The organism is Streptosporangium sp. NPDC050148, from assembly GCF_055586505.1.
Genome location: NZ_JBVJIA010000017.1, coordinates 39,346 through 56,689, shown reverse-complemented (window position 1 = coordinate 56,689; position 17,344 = coordinate 39,346). Strand labels below are relative to the sequence as shown.

13 protein-coding genes are annotated in these 17,344 nt (G+C 73.9%); 5 read left to right on the top strand and 8 right to left on the bottom strand.

What is annotated here, in order from left to right:
• Positions 1–21: 21 nt before the first annotated feature.
• Positions 22–1,047, bottom strand: a complete 1,026-nt coding sequence (locus tag ACZ6RT_RS20335; RefSeq protein WP_399193960.1) for an NAD-dependent epimerase/dehydratase family protein — start codon at positions 1,045–1,047, stop codon at positions 22–24.
• A 348-nt stretch (positions 1,048–1,395) separates the two neighbouring features.
• On the opposite strand from ACZ6RT_RS20335, the gene ACZ6RT_RS20330 reads away from it, so the two are divergent.
• The gene (locus ACZ6RT_RS20330; protein WP_344899647.1) at positions 1,396–1,761 is read left to right on the top strand and encodes an STAS domain-containing protein; all 366 of its coding nucleotides are present in this window, start codon (positions 1,396–1,398) and stop codon (positions 1,759–1,761) included.
• A gap of 36 nt (positions 1,762–1,797) precedes the next feature.
• On the opposite strand, the gene ACZ6RT_RS20325 is transcribed toward ACZ6RT_RS20330, so the two are convergent.
• Both ACZ6RT_RS20325 and ACZ6RT_RS20320 read right to left on the bottom strand, forming a co-directional pair.
• Complete coding sequence (locus ACZ6RT_RS20325; protein WP_470155305.1) at positions 1,798–5,271, bottom strand: SCO7613 C-terminal domain-containing membrane protein; 3,474 nt, start codon at positions 5,269–5,271, stop codon at positions 1,798–1,800.
• A 70-nt stretch (positions 5,272–5,341) separates the two neighbouring features.
• A complete protein-coding gene (locus ACZ6RT_RS20320) occupies positions 5,342–6,559 on the bottom strand; it encodes a hypothetical protein (RefSeq protein WP_470155303.1) in 1,218 nt (405 codons plus the stop codon).
• A gap of 119 nt (positions 6,560–6,678) precedes the next feature.
• On the opposite strand from ACZ6RT_RS20320, the gene ACZ6RT_RS20315 reads away from it, so the two are divergent.
• Positions 6,679–7,647, top strand: coding sequence for an aldo/keto reductase (locus ACZ6RT_RS20315; protein ID WP_344899653.1), 969 nt, complete (start codon positions 6,679–6,681; stop codon positions 7,645–7,647).
• A 129-nt stretch (positions 7,648–7,776) separates the two neighbouring features.
• Here ACZ6RT_RS20315 and thpR read toward each other — a convergent pair whose 3' ends face one another.
• Genes thpR through ACZ6RT_RS20300 form a run of 3 tightly spaced genes read right to left on the bottom strand, consistent with a single transcriptional unit; the run spans position 7,777 to position 10,233 of the window.
• Positions 7,777–8,394 (bottom strand): RNA 2',3'-cyclic phosphodiesterase, encoded by a 618-nt coding sequence (gene thpR, locus ACZ6RT_RS20310; RefSeq protein ID WP_470155301.1) that lies wholly within the window; start codon positions 8,392–8,394, stop codon positions 7,777–7,779.
• Positions 8,351–9,727 (bottom strand): MFS transporter, encoded by a 1,377-nt coding sequence (locus tag ACZ6RT_RS20305; protein ID WP_470155300.1) that lies wholly within the window; start codon positions 9,725–9,727, stop codon positions 8,351–8,353. Before ACZ6RT_RS20305 ends, thpR begins: the two co-directional genes overlap by 44 nt.
• Before the next feature lie 44 nt (positions 9,728–9,771).
• On the bottom strand, positions 9,772–10,233 hold the full coding sequence (locus ACZ6RT_RS20300) for a MarR family winged helix-turn-helix transcriptional regulator (RefSeq protein WP_399193970.1): 462 nt from the start codon (positions 10,231–10,233) through the stop codon (positions 9,772–9,774).
• Positions 10,234–10,559: 326 nt separating this feature from the next.
• Between ACZ6RT_RS20300 and ACZ6RT_RS20295 the strand changes: the two genes are divergently transcribed.
• Together ACZ6RT_RS20295 and ACZ6RT_RS20290 are read left to right on the top strand one after the other, a co-directional pair.
• Positions 10,560–10,844 (top strand): hypothetical protein, encoded by a 285-nt coding sequence (locus ACZ6RT_RS20295; RefSeq protein ID WP_399193972.1) that lies wholly within the window; start codon positions 10,560–10,562, stop codon positions 10,842–10,844.
• Between the two features lie 219 nt (positions 10,845–11,063).
• Positions 11,064–11,936 carry a hypothetical protein gene (locus ACZ6RT_RS20290; protein ID WP_399193974.1) on the top strand — a complete coding sequence of 291 codons (873 nt, stop codon included), beginning with the start codon at positions 11,064–11,066 and terminating at the stop codon, positions 11,934–11,936.
• 72 nt (positions 11,937–12,008) lie between these two features.
• Here the strand turns inward: ACZ6RT_RS20290 and ACZ6RT_RS20285 are convergent, their stop codons facing one another.
• Positions 12,009–13,478 (bottom strand): NCS2 family permease, encoded by a 1,470-nt coding sequence (locus tag ACZ6RT_RS20285; RefSeq protein WP_399193976.1) that lies wholly within the window; start codon positions 13,476–13,478, stop codon positions 12,009–12,011.
• Between the two features lie 131 nt (positions 13,479–13,609).
• Here ACZ6RT_RS20285 and ACZ6RT_RS20280 point away from each other — a divergent pair, with 131 nt between their 5' ends.
• On the top strand, positions 13,610–13,870 hold the full coding sequence (locus ACZ6RT_RS20280; protein WP_470155298.1) for a DUF2530 domain-containing protein: 261 nt from the start codon (positions 13,610–13,612) through the stop codon (positions 13,868–13,870).
• Between the two features lie 117 nt (positions 13,871–13,987).
• Here ACZ6RT_RS20280 and ACZ6RT_RS20275 read toward each other — a convergent pair whose 3' ends face one another.
• Positions 13,988–17,242, bottom strand: a complete 3,255-nt coding sequence (locus tag ACZ6RT_RS20275) for a sacsin N-terminal ATP-binding-like domain-containing protein (RefSeq protein ID WP_470155296.1) — start codon at positions 17,240–17,242, stop codon at positions 13,988–13,990.
• Positions 17,243–17,344: the final 102 nt, after the last annotated feature.

Sequence of the window (17,344 nt, the reverse complement as noted above, 5' to 3'; positions counted from 1 at the left end):
GCCCGGCCGCCCGAGGGTACGTCACCGGGCGACGCTGTCCGCCAGCCTGCCGACCCTGCCGGCGTCGAGGTGTCCCTCCTGCGCCAGCCAGCGCAGCGCGTCGGCGACGGTCTCGTGCACCGGGCGCAGGCCCACTCCGAGCGCCTCCAGGGTAGGGGTGTCGTAGGTGCGGACCATCGTGACCATCATCTCGACGGCGTCCCGGGTGAGCGGGTAGTCGATCTCCTTGATCAGCTTCATCGCGTCCCCCACGGCAGCCGCGCCGCGCAGCACCGCCCGGTGGATCCTGAACCTGCGGCAGCGGCTCCCGGTCACCTCGTCGCAGACGTCGGCGAGCTGCGACCAGGTGAGGTAGTGCCCGCCCAGCATGAACCGGCGCGGGCCCCGCCCGGGTTCGAGACAGCGGGCGAGCACGACGGCCAGGTCCCGCACGTCGACGATGTTGACGCCGCCCTCGGTGATCGGCCAGCCCTGCTCCAGGCCGGCGCGCAGGCCCTCCATCAGCGCGTCCAGCGAGGGCTGACACGGCCCGGCGACCCCGGACGGGTAGACGATCGTGACCGGCATCCCCTGCTCCTGGAGGCCCCGGGCGTACCGCTCGGCGGAGATCTTGGTCCTGCCGTACTCGTTCCTCGGCACCGAGAGCGGGCTCTCGGTCGTGATCACCGGCCCGGACGGGGGGACGAAGACGCTGATGCTGGAGACGTGCACGACGGGGTCGAGACCGAGCTCGACGGCCTGGCCGAGGACGTTCTTCGCCCCCGTCACATTCGTACCGTCCAGATCGTCCGCGCGGCCGGTGACCCCGATTTCCGCGGCGGCGTGAATGACCGCGTCGCAGCCCTCCAGCGCGTCCCGTACGGCCGCGGCGTCGCGGATATCGGCCTTATGCAGAGAAATGGGCTCGTTCACCCCGAGGCGGGCCAGCACCCGGCACGTTTTCCCTGGATCGCGCACGAGGAGCAGCGGCTCGTGCCCGTCGGCGAGAAGGCCGGGGACGGCGTGCGAGCCGACGAAACCTGATGCTCCCGTTACCAGAACGCGCATGCTCGCAAGTTAGCGGCAATCCTCACCGGAAGAGAAGGGATAACCGGCACCGTTCTTAGTCGTCATTGTTCATTGCGGGATATCCGTACGGCACGGTCAAGGAATACGCGAATATGTCCGGTCAGTAAATCGCGATGCGGTCATTCACCTTCGGCATGAGAACGTGTTCCATGCCGATCCCGGGGAGCCGTCCCCGGGCCGGTCCGGCGGGTGTGGTCACCGGTGAGTGCACGCGCCGTTACGCACATGTCTCCGGTCCGTCGCCCACGCCGGCGTCCGGGCGGGGTATACCTTGATCGGGCCGGACGGCGGCCCGAGTCGACCGTTCCCGGGTGGAGATGCGAGGCGATGAGCAGAGAACTCTCCATCGGCGTCGACCACCACGAACACACCGGCTGCACCGTGATCACCGTCACCGGCGACATCGACCGCAACTCCAGCGGGCTGCTGAGGGCGACCATCGAGCGGCTGGTCTCCGACCGGCACACCCGGATCGTCATCGACGCCGAGGACATCAGCTTCTGCGACTCCACCGGCCTGCGGGCGCTCCTCAGCGGCATACGCGTGACCTCGGAGGCGGGCGGCTGGCTCCGTCTGGCCGGGGTCTCCGGGGTCCTCGAACGCCTGCTGCGGATGACCGACCTCTACGGCTGGTTCCCTGTCGACGCCGACGTGATCGCCTCCCTGGGCCACGCCCGCGGCCGGAGCCTGTAGCCCCGGCCGGAACCGGACCACGACCAGCGGGGACGGTCAGCGCATCCGGCCCACGGCCGCGCGCAGGCGCCGTACGTCCCGCAGGCGCGCCTCGTAGGTCGCGCCGACGGCCACCAGCAGCAGCCCGCCCAGCGCCATCGGCACCCACCGGGGCACCAGCGCGGCCAGCTGCGCGACCCACGGCGTCAGCTCGTGCAGGGCCACGGCCGCCAGGGTCAGCCCGCCGAGCACGACCGGCGCCTGGCTCCGGAACCGGGCACCGGCCAGCAGCACGGCCAGCGCGGCCACGCCGAGCAGCAGCGGCCGGAGCGTGCCCGAGCCGCCCAGGAGCGCCAGCAGGGAGGGCAGCAGGCTGGAGGCGAGCCCGGGGCCGTAGGCCACCCAGGACGAGGTCGGCCCGCGCCGCGCCCGCAGGAGACCGATCACCAGCAGCACCACCGAGAACGGCACCGTGTAGGCCTCGACCACGGTGACGTCGGAGGCGAGCAGCCGCAGCCAGGAGGCCGCCAGCAGGAACCCGGTCCCCACGTACCCGGCCCACCGCCGCCGGTCGGGCCGCAGCGCGGTCCCGGCCATCAGCACGCCCGCGACGGCGCAGGCCAGGCTCGCCGTCGGCAGATCGGCCGACGCGAGCGGCAGGCCCACGCCCACCAGCGCGTACCCGGCCGCCTCCACCCCGGCCGCGAACGGCGACCGCCTGAACCGGCCCGCCAGGACGGCGGCGGCGCAGGCCACGGCGAGCGGGCCGAACGCCGCGTACCGCACCGGCCAGTCCGGTGCCAGACCCGCGGCCAGCGCCTCGCCGCCCGCGAGCAGCGTCGCCAGCCCGGCCGCGACCGGCGCCACCCCGGCCGCCCGGCCCCGCAGGGCGACCGCCGCGGCGACGACGGCCAGCACCGGCAGCACGACCAGGGTGGCGGTCTCGCTCGCCAGGGCCCAGGAGATCGCCACGAAGGCGGCCCAGGTCGCCGCCACCCCGCCGAAGGCCCAGGCCGCGCGGCTGCGCGCCGCCGCCCACGCCGGCGGGACCACCCCGGCGACGAACATCGCCACCTCCGTCCCGTACGGCAGGGCGACCGAGACCGGCAGGGACACCAGGACCAGGGGCCAGGCCAGCAGTGCCGTCCTGACCGCGCCCGGGCGGCGCGCCATCTGCCAGGAGACCAGCACCGCCGCCGTCGCGGTGAGGACCACCACGGCCGCGAGCACCGGATGGACGACCCCGGGCCAGGCCGGCGCCGTCCAGGGCCGCAGGAGGGGCCGGTGGAAACGACCGATCGCGATCAGGGCCGGGGTGGCGGTGAGGACCGCGAGGAGGGCCAGCGTCCCGCTCAGTACCAGCCCGGTGAGACGTCTCGGGTCATCCACCGAGGCCGCGGAAGCCGGGGTCGCGGACGACGGGAGGGCGGACGGCATGAGGGCGGGCAGGACGAGCAGGGCGGCGAGCACGGCCCCGGCCGCCAGCGCGAGGGACAGCCCTTCCCCCCCGGCCGCCCATCCGAATCCGCTGAGGAACGTCCAGCCCAGACCGATCGCCGAGAGCACGCCCGCGACCAGCGAGAGCGCCGCCACCGCCAGCACCCGGGCGGTGTACGCGGCCACCCCCCAGGCGACGAGCAGGACGGTGAGCACGACGTACGTGGTCGTCCGGGTGGCGAGCCCGACCGCCAGCGCCTCGGCCGACACCGTCCCGGCCGCCACCGCGAAGGCCCACGCCCACCGCGGTCGCGTGGCCAGGGCCAGGGCCGCCACGAGCGCGACGGCCAGCACCGACAGGACCGCCAGGTCCACCCGGTGACCCCAGCCGAAGGCGACGGGTGCGACGGCCACGGTGAGCGTCCCCGCGGCGATCGCGGCGAACCCCAGGAGGGGCCGGCCCCGCAGGGCCGCCACCGTCGCGGCCAGGGCCAGCAGCCCGGCCACGACCGGGAACTGCGGGAAGGACGCGATCGGCCACGCGGCGCCGAGGTTCCCCGCGGCGTCCAGGCGGGCGTACTGCCCCCGGTTGAGCAGGGCGAAGGGCACCACGTCCACGAACGGGAGCGTGGTGACCGCGGCCAGCACCGCGCCGGAGCGGGCTCCGGTCGAGCGGAGCCGCGGCTCGTCCAGGCCGGGCGCGCGGAGCATGACCACCACCGTGGCCAGGGCCGCCAGGGTGTAGAGGACGACCTCCCAGGCGCTCGGGAACAGCGGCCGGAACGGCGCCGCCAGCCCCACGGTCAGGGTGAGCGCGGAGACGGCGGTGGCGACCCCGAGACGGCCGTCGTGCCGTACCCGGCGCGCGACCGCCAGCCCGGTCACGGCCATCGCGACCAGCACGGCGCCCTTGGCCGCGGAGGCCGCGACGCCGTCGCCCAGGCCGTCGCCGAGCACCTGCTGCAGGAGGACGGCCAGGATGCCGTGGCACACGCCCAGGCCCCAGACCACACCGAAGCAGACCGCCACCGTCGCTCTCACCCCGGCCCGGGGGGTGGACGCGGGGACGGGCGCGGGATCGCCGCGGGCCGTGAGGATCAGGAAGGCCGCGTCGGCGGCGGCCGTGGCGGCGAGGGCCGCGGTGATCCACGACGCCGACTCGTCGAAGGCGAGGAACGAGAGCGGGAACTGGGCGACGACGACCGCGACGGGCAGCGGCAGCCGCAGCGGGAGCAGTCGCGAGTACCCCGCCACGGCGAGGGCGACCAGCGTGAACAGCAGCGCGGCGTAGTGGGGCCCGGTCAGCTCGTCGGCCCCCGCCAGCCCCGTGTGCCGGGCCGCGTAGCCGTCCAGGAACAAAAGCGCGACGCCGAACATCGCCATGGTCTCGGCGGTGGTGACGAGGCCGCGTCTCACCAGCGGGACCGGCGCGGCGAAGGCCAGCCCGGTCACCCCGGCCAGGACCGCCGCCCTCCCGCCGATGCCCATGCTCCCCCAGCTGACCACCGTGAACACCACGGCGGCGACGACCAGCAACAGGCCGCCCAGACCGAGGAGCAGGTTCTGCACCGCCCGGGGCGAGACCTCCTTCTTCGGTACGGGGACGGGGACGGGTCCCGGACCCGGCACGTCCCCGGGTCCGGCCGCGAACCCGGGTCCGGCCGCGAACCCGGGCCCCGGCACGAACCCGGGCCCCGGCACGGGCCCGGCCGCGGCCGTGGAGGAGGCTCCGGGCCCAGGCTCGGCACCGGCTCCCGGCACGGCCCCCACCCGAGGGCCGGAGCCGGGTCCGGAGGCAGCGGCCGGGGACGGACCCGATGCGGGCGCCACCGGACCGGCCGTCCCCGCGCGGGCCCGTTCGGAACCGAGCACGCCGAGCAGGTGGGCCCGGCGGGCGAGGAGCCCGGCCTCGCGGGCCCGCAGCCCGGCCAGATCCCGGTCGAGCCGCCACAGCTCGGCCGCGACCGGCCCCCGCAGGAGCAGCGCGCAGCGCGGGCAGCGCTCGTACGTCCCGGCCAGGGGGGCGTCGCACTCGGGGCAGGTCACCCGCATCGGCGGGCGGCCGGGCGGGGGTGCCGGGATCTCGTCATGCATGCCCCACAGGATGACGGTGACGGCTTGCGGTGCGCTTGCGCCGGATTACTCAACCGTGCCTGAGTACCCCTCAGCGGGTGTGGCGGGCGATCAGCGTGATCACGCCGGTGGCACCCGCCGCGATGGCCAGCCACAGGAGCACGGCCGAGGCCGGCACGCCCGCGTCGGCGTCGTCCTCGGCGGCGTCGGCGTCCCTGGTCCCGGCCACCGGTGTGGTGCCCGGGTCGGCGGTGCCGGGCGTCGTCGCGGGAGCGGCCCGTCGCGCGGCCGGTGTGGGCTCGGGGGCCGCGGCGGCGAGGACCGTCGCGGGCAGCGGCACCCGGTGGACCGGGCTGCGGTTCCCCTCGGTGCCGGTCAGCAGGCTCCTGCCGTCGCGCGTGTAGGCGATCGACTCGGCCTGCTCCAGGTCCGGCATGGTCACGCGGGCGATCTGCTCGTCGGGCGCGCGGTAGACCGTGGCGGAGAAGTAGGTGCGGATCACGAAGCTCGACCCGTCGGGGGCGTAGGCGGCGTCGGTGGCCATGATGGGCGCGGAGCCGACCTTGCGAAGCACGTTGACCCGGTCGGTCCGCAGCCGCTTCGGCGCCTGGTAGACGGCCCCGGAGAACTGCTTGGTCACGACGAGCAGGCGCCCGGTGCGGGGGTGGACCATGATCCCCTCGGCGTTGTGCCCGCCGTCCTCGTAGCGGAACCGGTAACGCACGGCGGGGACGACGGCGTCGGTGAGCGTCGCGGGCTCCTCCACCCGGTACACCGACACGTCTGGCCAGGCGCCCTCGAAGTTGTCGCCGATGTCGGCGAACCAGAGCACCCCCCGTCCGGTACGCGGGTCCGTGGAGGCGGCCATGCCCTCCCAGTCGCGGGAGGCCGCCCCCCGCAGCGTGAAGGTCGCGCGGGTCCGCCCGTCGGGGCCGACCGCGAAGAAGACCGGGCCCGCGGAGCTGTCGTTGTGGGTGTAGTAGACGCCGTCACGGGTGGGCGAGACCGCCAGGCCGCTCGACTCGGTGATCCGCTCGTCCTTGAAACGGAAGAGGATCCGCCCCCCGTCGTCCCCGGGCGAGCCCTGCCCGGGGTCGCGCGCCGTGCCGGCCCCGGCGTCCCGCGCCGTTCGCAGTCCCGCACCGGCCCGCGCCTCCTGACCCACCGCGGCTCGTGTCTCCTGCCCTGCCGCGGTCCGCGTCTCCTGGCCCGTACCGGCCGAGGCGCCGTGTCCGGTGAGGACCACGGCCGCGGTCACGCCGGCCACCGCGAGCACGCGCATCACGACATCCCCCGGCTTGTTCAGCATGCAGCCATCATGCCCCGGCGGCACCGGTGGGCGGCGCAGACGCGGCGGGCCGTACCGGTGCGGATTTCCCTCCGCCCCCGCTCGCCTGGAGTGCACTCCAGGTACCTAGTGTGGGTCGCATGGATTACACGCAGCTCGGCCGTACCGGCCTGAAGGTCAGCCGTCTCTGCCTGGGCACGATGAACTTCGGCCCCCAGACCACGGAGGACGACTCCTTCGCGATCATGGACCATGCCCACGAGCTGGGGATCAACTTCTTCGACACGGCCAACGTCTACGGCTGGAAGAAGGGCGAGGGCATCACCGAGAACATCATCGGCCGATGGTTCGCCCAGGGGGGCGGGCGCCGCGAGAAGACGGTGATCGCCACGAAGCTCTACGGCGACATGGGCGACTGGCCCAACGACGGACGGCTCTCCGCGCTCAACATCCGCCGGGCGGCCGACGCGTCGCTGAAGCGGATGCAGACCGACTACATCGACCTCTACCAGGCGCACCACGTCGACCGGAACACCCCGTTCGAGGAGTTCTGGGAGGCGATGGACGTCCTCAAGCAGCAGGGCAAGATCCTGTACGTCGGATCGTCCAACTTCGCGGGCTGGCACATCGCCAAGGCCCAGGAGGAGGCCAGGCGCCGCAACACCCTCGGCCTGGTCTCGGAGCAGTCCCACTACAACCTGCTGGTCAGGGCTCCCGAGCTCGAGGTGATCCCGGCGGCCGAGGACTACGGCCTCGGGCTGATCCCGTGGAGCCCGCTCGCCGGCGGCCTGCTCGGCGGCATCCTGCGGAAGATCGACAAGGGCCGTTCCGCCACCCCGCAGATGGCCTCGGAGCTGGAGAAGCACCGCGACAAGGTGGAGGCCTACGAGGCGTTCGCCGACGAGCTCGGCGTGGACCCGGCCCACCTGGCGCTGGCCTGGCTGCTCCACCAGAAGGTCGTCACCGCGCCGATCATCGGCCCGCGTACGATCGACCAGCTCGACGGCACCGTCAGGGCGCTGGAGGTCGAGCTGGACGAGAAGGCGCTGGCCCGGCTTGACGAGATCTTCCCCGGGTTCAGGACGGCACCCGAGCACTACGCCTGGTGACCCGTGGCCGGACGGCGCCGACCGGCGCCGACCGGCTAGGAGACGAGGGCGCCGACCACCACGAGGAGCACGAGCAGTACGAGCACCGTGGGCAGAAGCCAGCGACTGGGACGATCCACGCCCTGGAGCCTAGCCCTGCCCACGGGGTGCCCGTGCCGCCAGGCGCCATTCCGCGACGCTCTCGTAGCGGACCCGGCCCCCGCGAGGGGCCGCGGTCCCGGCGTCGCTGCGCATCAGGTGGACGGCCGAGGCCTCCCAGGAGGTGCCGGAGAACGGCGCGAACTCCTCGACGAGCCCGCGCACGTCCGTACCGGGACGGCATCGGGCCAGGCTGAGGTGGGGGACGAACCGCCGCTCGGCCCCGCCCGCCCGGCCCGTCGCGGACCCCGCGGCATCCTCCAGCGCGGCGCGCGCCCCGTCCCGTACGGATCCGGCCAGGCGCGCGAGGCGGGGGACGTCGCCGGTCACCCCGGTCCACAGGACCCGGGCCCCGTCCGGCGACGGGAACGCCCCGGCCCCGGCGAACGAGAGCGTCATCGGCCCGTGGCCCGCGGCGGCGTCCCCCAGCCGTGACCGCAGCCCGGGGAGCGCACGGTCGGGCACCTCCCCCAGGAACGCCAGCGTCACGTGCCAGTTCGCCGGGTCCAGCCAGCGCAGCGCGGGCCACCGCGCCCGTGAGGACGCGAGGGCGCGGGCGAGTTCGTCACGCGCCCGCGGGGGCGGTGTCAGTCCCACGAACAACCGCACGGGTCCTCCTGCTGATCACCTTCGTCAGTGTCATCGCCGCGCCGATGCCCAGCAGGGTGAGCACCCCGCCGACCGCGACCCCGGCGCGCGGGCCGCCCAGCTCGGAGATCCAGCCGAGCAGCGGCGCGCCCAGCGGGGCCCCGCCGGTGAAGACGAGCACGTATATGCCCATCACCCGGCCGCGCATCTCCGGTGAGGTGGCCATCTGCACGCTCGCGTTGGCCGCGGTGTTCACCGAGATCAGCGCCATCCCGGCGGGCACCAGCAGCACCAGGTAGAGGGGGTACCAGGGGGCCAGCCCGCTGGCGATCTGGAACAGGCCGAACGAGACCGCCCCGGCGATCAGCAGCCGCCTGCTGGGCCGTACCCGGCGGGCCGCCATGAGCCCCCCGGCCAGCGCGCCCACCGCGAACATGCTGGAGGCGAGCCCGAACGAGGACGCGCCCGCCCGGAAGACCTCCTTGGACATGAGCGCGATCGACATCGAGAACGACTGGGTGAACAGCGAGACGAAGCCGAGCAGCAGGATCGGCATCAGCAGCTCGGGCCGGGCCATGACGTAGCGCACCCCCTCGCGCAGCTGCCCCTTGCCCCGGGGCACCGGCTCGGAGGCGACCAGCTCGCCCCTGCGCATCAGCAGCAGGCCGCCGATCACGGCGACGAACGACAGCGCGTTGATCATGAAGATCGGGCCGGTGCCGCCCAGCGCGTGGATCAGGACACCGGCGACGGCCGGGCCGACCACGCGGGCCAGGTTGAAGCTGGAGGAGTTCAGCGCGATCGCGTTGGGCAGGTCCTCGCGGCCCACGATCTCCACGACGAACGCCTGGCGGGTCGGCACCTCGACGCAGGCCAGCAGGCCCACCGAGAACGCCATCACGTACACCTGCCAGACCTGCGCCGAGCCGGTCACCGTGAGCACGCCCATGGTGAGCGCCAGCAGGCCCATGAGGGACTGGGCGGCCAGCAGCAGCGGACGCTTGGGGTAGCGGTCGGCGAGCACGCCGCCCCAGAGGCCGAACAGCAGCAGCGGCAGGAACTGCAGCGCGACGGTCAGGCCCAGCGCGGAGGCGCTGCCGTTCGTCAGGTCGAGCACCAGCCAGTCCTGGGCGGTGCGCTGCATCCACGTTCCGACGTTGGAGACCACCCCTCCGGCGGCGAACAGCCGGTAGTTGTGGATGCGCAGCGAGCGGAACATCCCGCCCCGCGTCCCGGGCACGTCCCCCGAGGCCGCCGGGGCGTCCGGGGTCTTTCCGAGGTCCGGATTCTTCTGAGCCTCCTGGGCCTCCTGGGCCTCCGGAGCCTCCGGAGCCTCCTGGACGTCCGCGGTCACCGCGGGGACCGGGACCGCGGGACTCCCGGGTTCCTCGGGGTCGGCTAGATCCGGCTGAGCTTCTCCAGGATCGGAGCCGCCTGCCGGAGCACCGCCCTCTCCTCGGGGGTCAGCTCCTTCAGCCGCTGCGTCAGCCACGCCTCCTTGAGCCGCCGTTCCTCGCCGAGCAGGGTCGAGCCCTCCTCGGTCAGGCTCACGCTCACCTGACGCCGGTCGGTCGGATGCGGCGTACGTGACACCAGCCCCCGCTCGGCCAGCGCGGCGATCACGCGGGTCATCGAGGGCGGTTGCACCTTCTCGAGGTCGGCCAGCTCGCCGGGGGTTATCCCGGGATTTCGCTCCACCGTGGCGAGCGTCGCGAGGTGGGTGGGCGTCAGCGAGTGCACCGCGGCCTGCCTGCGCAGGCGCCTGTTCAGCCGCGCCATGGACACGCGCAAAGCCGAAGCCAGACCGGCGTCGCTGCGCAGGCTGGCGGCGTGGTCCTTCTTGGGAAGATTCGTTAGCATAAGTCATTACCTTTGCTAACTATATAGGGCTGCACGGGATTCCCTCCACGGGGGTCCTGCTCGGCGCGGGCCGTACAGCGTCCCAGACGGCCGGGGGTTCGTCGAACCCCTGCCCCGAAGCGCCCGCACCGGCCCGTGACGGCTCGTGGCGGCTCGTGACGGCCCCGGAAGACGCCTCGGGCGGACCGCGGGCGGCCACGCCCCCTCCGCCGCCGGGTCCGTGACCCGTCCCCGGGCCTCCCGAGGCGCGGGGGTTTCGGTTGGTTACATCCCTGACGGCGGGGTAGTCGCCGACCACTTCCACCGGACGGGAAAGGACGATCGACATGGGAATCAAGGAGACCCTCTTCCAGGGACGCGCCGAAGTGGTCTATGACGGTCACACCATCACCGTGGAGAGCAAGACCGGCCGCGGGGTCGGCAACCATCACCGCCTGTTCGTCGACGGCGAGGCGCAGGACGCCGAGACGACGTTCCTGGGCGACCACCTCGACGGCACCCTTCCCGACGGCAGGGCCTTCAAGGTCCGTGTCGAACAGGGCGTGCGCACCCACTACCACCTGCTGATCGGCAACGAGGAGATCAAGATGGGCAGCGACTTCGTCGCCTGACCCGCCGGTCACCCCGGCTTTTCGGCCGTCTCCCGGCCGTCTCCCTACCGTGCGGGGACGGTGCGAGCCGCCCGCGCGGCCGGGAGACGGCCGTGACCGGACCGGCGCGAGCCCGTCACCGCACCCGCCCCGGGCCTCGGCCGGACCGCCGGGAACGGCGCGGCGTCGTGTCCGATTCGTTCAAGACGGCCGGGCCGGTGCTCGGCCAGCATGGACGCCATGAGCGATGACATCTTCGGCAGCGCGCGGGACTTCCTGCTCCGCGAGGGGCGCCTGCTCGAACGGCGCCTGTTCGCCACCCTTTTCGAGGGAGCGTCCGCCGACGGGGTCGTGGACTGCCTGCGCGGCTACCAGAACCCCGACGGCGGCTTCGGCCACGGTCTCGAACCCGACAAGCGCTGCCCCGCCAGCCTGCCCATCGACGTGGAGACCGCCTTCCAGGCGCTGGTGACGGCCGGTTCCCCGGACGGTGGGCAGATGGTGTCGCGCGCGTGCGACTGGCTGGCCACGGTCGCCGCGCCGGACGGGCTGGTGCCCCTGTCCCTGCCGGTCATGGAGGGCTACCCGAGGGCCGGGCACTGGTCCGACTGGACGTACGCGCCGGGGCTGAACCCCACCGCCGGGCTGGCCGGGCTGCTCCACCGGATGGGGGTGGAGCACCCCTGGCTCACCCGGGCCACCGACGGGTGCTGGGCGGAACTGGAGAAGGGCTTTCCGAAGGACGCGCACGCCATGTCCGAGACGATGGTCTTCCTCGAGCACGTCCCCGACCGCGACCGGGCCGAATCCGTCGCCGAGCGGGTGGGAGCGTGGCTTCCCGAGCTGAGCTGGTACCGCGCCGATCCCGCGGACCCGGGCTACGGCGTCACCCCGCTGCACCTCGCCCCCACGCCCGGAAGCCACTGGCGCCGGCTGTTCCCCGACGACGTGATCGAGGGTCACCTCGACCGGCTGGCGAAGGACCGGCAGCCGGACGGAGGGTGGGCCATCACCTGGGAGCCACCGGGCGCCGCCGCCACCCTCGAATACCGGGGCGTCGAGACCCTGCGGGCCCTGCGGGTGCTCACCGCCTACGGCAGGTGCGAGGGGTGATCGTCCCGGCGCGGCCCGAGGCCGTCATGGCGACGGTGGAACCGGTCGCCATGACGGCCTCGGGCGTACCGCTCAGCCCAGGCCGAGCAGGGCCTTGATCGGGCCGAGGGCGAAGTAGATCACGAACAGCCCGGCGACCGTCCACATCAGCGGGTGCACCTCGCGGGCCCTGCCGGTGACGGCCTTGATCAGGACGTAGGTGACGAAGCCCGCCCCGATGCCGGTCGCGATCGAGTACGTGAACGGCATGAGGACGATCGTCAGGAACGCCGGGATGGAGATCCCGTAGTCGGTGAAGTCGATCTCGCGGATCGCGGTCATCATCAGGAAGCCGACCACGACCAGCGCGGGGGCGGCGGCCTCGTACGGGACCACCGCGACCAGCGGCGAGATGAAGATCGCCAGCAGGAAGAGCACGCCGGTGACGACGCTCGCCAGGCCGGTGCGCGCGCCCTCGCCGACACCGGCGGCCGACTCGATGTAGGTGGTGTTGGAGGAGACCGAGGCCGCGCCTCCGGCCGCCGCGCCGATCGAGTCGACGAGGAGGATCTCCCGGGTCCTGGGCAGGGTGCCGTCCTCGCGCAGCAGCCCGGCCTGCCCGCCGACGCCCACGATCGTGCCCATGGTGTCGAAGAAGTCGGTGATCAGCAGGCTGAAGATGAGCAGCAGCGCCAGGATGGCCGAGACGGAGCCGAAGGCGCCGAAGGGGTCGAACTCGCGGAACAGCACCAGCGGATTGTTGAACCCGAAGACCTGCTCGGGCAGCCGGGGGACGACGAGCTGCCAGCCCGCGGGGTTGGGCGCCTTGCCCGGCACCGTCGAGGCGCCGACCTTGGCGACGGCCTCCACGACGATCGCGAGCACGGTGGTGGCCAGGATGCCGATCAGGATGGCGCCCCTGGTCCTGCGCGCCACCAGCACCACGATCAGCAGCAGGCCGACCACGAAGACGAAGATCGGCCAGCTCGTCAGCGAGCCCGCGATGCCCAGCTCCAGCGGCGGCCCGGCCGCCACGCGGCGGACGAAACCGGCGTCCACGAAGCCGATCAGGGCGATGAACAGTCCGATGCCGACGCTGATGGCGGTCTTGAGCTGCGACGGGATGGCGTTGAACACGGCGGTGCGGAACCCGGTCAGCACCAGGATCGCGATGATCACACCTTCCAGGAACACCAGCCCCATCGCCGACTCCCAGGACATCTGGGTGGCGATGCCGTAGGTGACGAAGGCGTTCAGGCCGAGACCGGCGGCCATCGCGAAGGGAACCTTGCCGATGACTCCCATCAGGATGCTGAGCAGGCCCGCCACCAGGGCGGTACCGGCCGCGACGAGCGGGATGTTGGGAGCGCTTCCGTCGCCGATGAACTGCCCCTCGGCGTCCTTCACGGTCGCGATGATCAGAGGGTTGAGCACGACGATGTAGGCCATCGTGAAGAACGTGGCGAACCCGCCGCGCACCTCTCGGCCGACGGTGGAGCCCCGGTCGGAGATGAAAAAGAACCGGTCAAGTCCACTGCTTCGGGAAGGTATGACATCTTTCACTCACGCAGAGTGACATTGACCTCCCCTCCAGGGAAGTACCGGCCACCGATGGTGATGGTTTCGAGACGGATTCGCGCCTTGGCGTAATCCGTTTTGCGAACAGTGGGATGCCATCACCTAGTCTGGAGCGCGTGAACCAGCCACGCCCTCCGGAGCTGCAGCCGTTGAAGACCAACGACACGCTCACGATCCTCGTGGGCACGGTTCTGTGGGCCGTCGCCCTGGTCGTGCTCCTGCTCTTGCAGCCCGATCCCGGGCAGCGCTGGTGGATCTGGACGTGCGTCTCCGGCATCTGCGGGGGCCTGTTCGGCATGTGGTTCGTCCGCCGCCGTGACCGGCGCCGGCCTCCCCCGGACGAGGAGCCGATCGAGCCGACCACGGCGATCCTGTAGGGCCGCCGCCCCGCCCCGGACCCACCGGACCCACCGGACGATGACCCGCACGGGACCGCCCGCCCGGGTCACGGTACGGACGGGCAGCGCCGCCGACGGTCCCGCGGACGGTCCCGCCTAGGTGGAGGCGGTCCAGCTGTCCAGGTCGGCCTCGGCCAGCAGCAGCGGCACCGCCGCGGGATCCCGGAGCAGCGCGGCCACCGCGAGGCGGTCGCCCCACTGGCCGGACGCCCAGGCGAGCCCGCGCGCCAGCCCCTCCACACCCGAGGCGTGCACCGTGCCCTCGAAGAAGCGCCAGGCCGCGGGGACGCCGTCCACCAGCAGGTCCTCGTGCGCCACGTAGCTCGTGGGCGCGGTGGGCAGCAGCGATCGCACCGCGGGCGGGACGTCGCGGACCTCGCCCGAGGACGTCACCTCCCCGGCCGCCTCCTCACCGGCCAGCGGCAGGTCCAGCAGTTCCGACAGCGCCTCGGCCAGGTCGAACGGGGCCAGGATCAGCGGCCGTCCGGCGACGAGCGGCAGCAGATCCGGGGCCTCGACCACGACCGGCTCGCCCGGCCCGTCCGTCTCGCCCCGGCCGTCGGCGGACAGCGTACGGCCGTCCTCCGCGTCCACCACGACGACCTCGCCCCCGAGGACGGCGCGTACCGAGCGCGGGGGCGCGACCCGGGACGGGTCGACGGCCGTCAGGGCCACCCACAGGGAGCGCAGCTGGGCCCGGTCGACCTCCACGGACGGGTCGCCGAGCAGGTCGAGCAGCTCGTCGGGGCCGCCGTGCGAGGCCAGCAGCTCGGCCAGGGTGCTCCGGACGCCGATCATCGCCAGCGCCGCCGCGTCCACGACCGCCGGGGCGTCCCCGTACAGGCCGAACAGCAGCGGGTCGCCCGCCGGGAGCCGCAGCTGCGTGGGACGCCTGCCGGCCAGCACGGGGTGCGTGGAGAGCCACCACGCGGTGTAGGATGGCACCTCCACGACCTCCCCGGCCACCAGGATCCGCAGCGGGTGCAGGACCGAGCGCAGCGGCGGGCGCGACAGCAGGGCGAGGGCGGCCGGCCAGTCGGCGACGTACTCCAGGTCGCGGACGGCGGAGAACTCCCGGGCGACCGGCGGGACGTCCATCTCGGGCAGCAGGTCGAGGACGGTCTCCAGCCACTCGTCCTCGCGGTCCAGGTCGTGGTCGCACTCGTCCGGGTCGATCATGACGTCGGTGTCGTTGACCACCGCGAAGCCGTCGAGCACCCCGGTCGCGGCGAGAACCCTGGGGCCGTAGCGCTCCACCAGCTCGGGCGCGGCCGTGCCGAAGTGCGTCTCGTCGTCGAGCAGCCCGGCCAGCGCGCCGTCGGCGAGGAGCAGCTCGCCGGCCGGGTACAGCTCGCCGTCGGCGCCGCGCAGCGCCAGCTCCGCCAGCCAGGGGGCGTCGCCCGCGGCCAGCCCGGCGGCGTCGACCAGCGCGAGCACCGCGCGGGCCACCGGTTCGGGGTCGGGGCGCTCCAGCGACTCCGACACGGCCGAGCGGGTCAGCGGGTCCTCCAGGACCGTGCGGGGGGTCGCCTCGCCCGCGCCGAGCCTGAGCAGGAGCGGGTGGGCGGCGTCCGGGTGGACCACGCGCAGGCCCAGGGGCGCCAGGACGGCGGGGTCCAGCGCCGAGTCTCCGGTGCCGCCGGTGCCGCCGGTGAGCAGCAGGGTGCCGCGCGGTCCCCTGACCAGGCGGCCGTCGGCGAGCGGGACGGGCAGCGCGCCGAGCGCCTCGGGGTCGTCGGCGGGCAGCACCTCGTACAGCGACCGCCACCAGGCCGGGTCCCTGTCCTTGACGGCGTCGCCGGAGAGCATGTCCACGATGTCGGAGAGCTGCACCTTCCTGACACCGAGGGCGGTGATCGCCGGATGCCGGGACGGCCACCCCGCGGGCAGCAGGCCCGGGATCATCGGGGCGACCCTGTCCAGCAGCTCCGCGGGCGCCGCCACCACCGAGGCCTGCCGCCCGGAGACGACGAGGTCCTCACCGGGTACGGGCGCGGGCGGGGAGGCCGCGGGGGAGGCCGGAGCCGGGGCCTCGGGCGCGCCGGGGTCGACGAGGCCGAAGTCCGCGAACGCCGAGGAGCCCGAGGAGGCCGCGGAGGCCGCGGGGTCCGCGGGCGGGGACAGGGCGGGCAGCAGCGGCGCGTCCGGGAGCCTGCGCAGGATGGCCCGGCGGATGCGGGCGTCGAGCTCGCCCTTGCCCATCAGCCCGGGGACGAGGTCGAGGAGCCGGGGCGTGCGGGGCAGCCGCGCGAGCAGCTCCAGGTAGGTGTCGGCCGCGCGCTCGACCAGGAAGTCGGCCAGCGGGCCCGGTGCCACGTGCCTGCGGTCGGTGGCCATCGGGAACGAGGCGATCAGCAGCGCGGGCAGGTCCAGCGGCTCGTCGCTCGGTGTGGGCGCGTGCACCACGGGCGGCACCAGGGCGGGCAGCGGCACCGGCTCCCCGTCCGGCGTACCGGAGACGGAGACGGCGAGGGACGCGGGCGCGGAGCCCGATGCGGAGCCCGGCGCGGGATCGGGGGCGGGGGTCGTGCCCGCGACGGGCACCGCCCAGCGGACCAGCCAGTACGGCCGGGAGCGCTCCTCGGTCGGCCGGTCGGCGAAGAGCACGGCCACCTGCTCGGGGGTGAACGTCCCGGAGGTGGAGACGACCTTCCAGCCCTCCGCGGTGACCGTCCTGGTCTCCCCGTCCAGGTCGATCTCGATCGACTCCAGCGCGGGCAGGCCCAGCAGCAGCGCGGGGCCGGTCTGGCGGAGCATCGCCCGCACCGCGTCCACGGCGGCCTCGTCGCGGAGCGGCAGCCGTACGAGCGTGTCGAACCCGGCGGGGATCTCGACCGGCCCGGCCGGGAAGGGCAGGCGCAGCAGCGGGACATGCCCGCCGCGCTCGGCGAGCTCCTTGGCCAGCGCGGGCTCGGCGGCCACCAGGGCCGCGGTCCGGTCGCGGGACCAGCGCACGACCCCCGAGCCCAGGGAGCCGATCACCGGCTCGTCGCAGACCGACACCACGGCCGCGAACCCGACGCCGAACCGGCCGGCCGCGCGGGTCTCGTCCCGCTTGGCGGAGACGCGCAGCGTGGACAGGCCCTCGATCCCGGCCCTGTCCACGGGGGCGCCGGTGTTGGCGGCCGAGAGCACGCCCTCGCGCAGCGAGAGGCGCAGCCGCCCGGGAACGCCCGCGCGCAGCGCCGCGTCCGCGGCGTTCTGGGCGAGCTCGACGATCAGCCGGTCGCGGTAGCCGCCGAGCGCGAAGTCCTCCTCGGCGTTGGCGTCCTCGCGGAAACGCGCGGGCGAGGCCGTCCAGGCGGCCAGGACGGCGGAGCGCAGGCGTTCGGTACCGAAGATGTCAGTCAAGGCGATGCTTTCCAAAGGTCGGGGCCCCCGTGGGCCGTCTGTCGCGTCCGATCGTCCGGGCGTACACGATCATCCGGCGTGCGCGCCCGGCCGGGGGCGCAC